The sequence below is a fragment of the Xanthomonas cannabis pv. cannabis genome (genome assembly GCF_000802365.1).
In the GTDB taxonomy this organism is placed as follows: Bacteria; Pseudomonadota; Gammaproteobacteria; order Xanthomonadales; family Xanthomonadaceae; genus Xanthomonas; species Xanthomonas cannabis.
Window position 1 is genome coordinate 1 of the sequence record NZ_JSZE01000194.1, and the last position, 2,889, is coordinate 2,889.

Annotated in this window: 3 protein-coding genes and 1 pseudogene; all 4 read left to right on the forward strand. The window is 51.6% G+C overall.

Annotation, left to right across the window (positions count from 1 at the left end):
* Positions 1–337: 337 nt before the first annotated feature.
* Entirely contained in the window at positions 338–844 is a 507-nt protein-coding gene (locus OZ10_RS23035) for a DUF4189 domain-containing protein (protein WP_081419695.1), read from the forward strand.
* Positions 845–1,384: 540 nt separating this feature from the next.
* A complete protein-coding gene (locus OZ10_RS23280; RefSeq protein WP_081419696.1) occupies positions 1,385–1,732 on the forward strand; it encodes a DUF4189 domain-containing protein in 348 nt (115 codons plus the stop codon).
* Between the two features lie 306 nt (positions 1,733–2,038).
* The gene (locus OZ10_RS19935; protein ID WP_039566812.1) at positions 2,039–2,608 is read left to right on the forward strand and encodes a type IV secretion system protein; all 570 of its coding nucleotides are present in this window, start codon (positions 2,039–2,041) and stop codon (positions 2,606–2,608) included.
* 37 nt (positions 2,609–2,645) lie between these two features.
* Positions 2,646–2,889 (forward strand): annotated as a pseudogene (locus OZ10_RS22980) (DUF4189 domain-containing protein); the annotation flags it as partial.

The following is a 2,889-nucleotide window of genomic DNA, read 5'->3' on the forward strand; positions in this document are numbered from 1 at the left end:
CACAAGCCAGGCCATGCAAACCGGCGGGATGGGCGTATTGTTGACGCTCCTGATCTTGACGACACCTCCGATGGCCGCGTTCTTCTTCCAAGGTACCTTGGGTAGCTTCATGGCGTATTCGCAGATTGGCGGTGCGGCTTCAGCTGGCGGATCTCCTGGTCCGCAGGGACAGGCGCCGGGTTCATACGTGCCGCCGGCTAGGGTAGATACTACACGCGCAGATACTCCTAATGAAGCATTGCGTACTGTGAGTTCTTCAAATGGCTCTCCCACATCGCAGGACGCCAATGTCGGAGCAAAAGCATCCCATCGTGATTTAAGTAGTTGAGGTACATATATGCTGCGCATAATTTTCCTGTTGCTAATTTTAATATTGATCTTCACTCCCTCCCTTGCTTGTGCTGAAGGTAATTGCCCTCCGGGTTTTTATCCCATTGGCGGTCAGGGTGCGACTGGCTGCGCTCCTATAGGTGGGAATTCTTCGGGAAGTCAAGCTTCACCGAGTGGCCAGTGGGACACGCGCTGGGGAGCCTTTGCTATTGATCGGGAAGCTGGAATAGTGGGTACGTCCGTCAACAAAAGAACGAAATCGGACGCGCGTAAAGATGCTAAGGATGCTTGTGAAAGGCAAGGCGGTAAAAAGTGTGATCCTTACTTTTTCTATAAAAATCAGTGCGCAGCAATTGCTAACAACTTAGCTGCGAATAAATCCATGTTTTCCCGTGCGGCAACTTTACATGAAGTTGAAAAGAACGCGCTTGAGACTTGTCGGTTGCAAACGGGTGGCGCGAAGTGCGAAATATTGTACTCGGGCTGCAGTAATTCGCAATATAGGAGTTACTGAATTTTTCAAATTTGAATGTGGTTAGTTTAATTGCAGTCAAGGGGCTTGGCATGGTGCTGGATATGGAACTTACGAACGGCATCACAAGCCAGACCATGCAAATCGGCGGGATGGGCGTATTGTTGACGCTCCTGATTCTGACGACGCCTCCGACGGCCGTGTTTTTCTTCAAGGGAACCCTGGGTAGCTTCCTGGCGTATTCTCAGATTGGCGGTGCAGCATCTTCAGGCGGATCGCCAAGGCCGCAGGGGCAGGCGCCTGGATCTTATACTCCAAGGCAGCCGAGCAGTAGTGACAATAGACATGTAGATGATGCTCGTAGTATCTCACCTCAACTGGTTGGGTCCAACACATCCCAAGCTCCGCAGGCCGGCTCCCGAGCATCGAACCGTGGCACTACTGCGGTATAGGAGTTAAAGGTGAATAAGTTATTTTTTTGCTTTCGTTTATTTCTTCTATTCCGCTGGTGCTTTGGCCGAGGGGAACTGCCCGCCAGGTTATTATCCGATTGGTGGGCAGGGTGTATCAGGTTGTGCTCCAATGACTTCAGACAGTAATTCCAGTCCCCAGTCCACAGGGGAATGGGAAACTAGATGGGGGGCGCTGGCTTATAGTGAGGATGATAGAATACTTGGTGTCGCCGAGGCTAAGGTATCGAAGTCTGCTGCACGAAAGGCTGCCGTCGATTTTTGTATTCAAGGTGGCGGGGTTGGTTGTAAAGCGCAAGTCTTCTATAAGAATGGGTGTGTAGCTATTGCTAGTTCTGAAGGTGTCTACAGCTCTAGAACATCTACTTCTTCGTCTAAAGAGAGAGCAGAAAGTCTTGCTTTGCAAGAATGTGGGAAGGTTGACTGTAAAATATATTACTCGGGATGCAGTTCAGGCTAGTTTCAGAAGCTATTAACTAACTATTCTTGATTCGGGTCAGGATTTGGGCCAAATTATTCCGATGGAAGTTTAGCAGGGAACTTTCACGCTGATTATCAGCGACGGAGATAAAAAAGCCGTGCGGCAGATCGGTGAAGGTCCGGTCCGGTTACAAGTGGCGCTGACCAAGATCGATTCGCTGGGTGTGGCCTATTATCAAGGTCTGCAGCGAGAGAAGGCTGCCACAATGTGGTTCGCCGGCATTGGCGCCGGTGGCCCGGCGCTTGCGGCTACCGCTATGCTGTCGCTATCCCAGGCGCCATTCCAATGTTTGTCGGTTTCGGCCCACTCCTCATAGTGTTATTTGATCAGACCAAGCGGCTGTTCCAGAAGTGGCTGCTTTATGGTATCGGTACGATGTTCTCGATGGGCGTGCTGGCCGCGATGGTGTTGATCTGCATGAAGATGGTCGCCAAGGTCGCTGGATCGCTCTGGGCGGTCAAGGGGCTCGGCATGGTGCTGGACATGGATTTTACGAACGGCATCACAAGTCAGGCCATGCAAATCGGCGGGATGGGCGTATTGTTGACTCTCCTGATCCTGACGACACCTCCGATGGCCACGTTCTTCTTCCAAGGTACGTTAGGCAGCTTCATGGCCTACTCCCAGATCGGCGGCGCAGCATCGGCTGGTGGGTCGCCTGGGCCGCAAGGGCAGGCTCCCGGCTCGTACGTCCCATCTACTCCTGCTAGAGAGTCGGCATCGTCGGCTTCCTCTTCTGCACCGGAAGTACGAGTCACATCTCCTAGTTCGGGATCGAATTCAGGGTCTAACGCGTCGCCCGGCATAATGGCCCAAGCGTCAACTTCAAGTGATATGAAGCGTCCTCGTACGTGAAATTTTAATTCAACGATTCGTACTTTAGGGTGTAATAATGACTAAAATTGCCCTGTTATTCATTTTGGTTTTTCTATCATTAGAAACATTTGCCGAAGGCAATTGCCCTCCGGGATATTATCCAATCGGAGGTCAAGGCGCTGCTGGTTGCGCTCCTATACCCCAAGGTGGCTCAGGCGAAAGCGCGGCACCGAGAGCGGCCGGTAAATGGATAAAAACCTGGGGAGCATTCGCTATGTCACCTAATGGTACGATGGGCACCTCTTCAGGTAAGTTAAGTA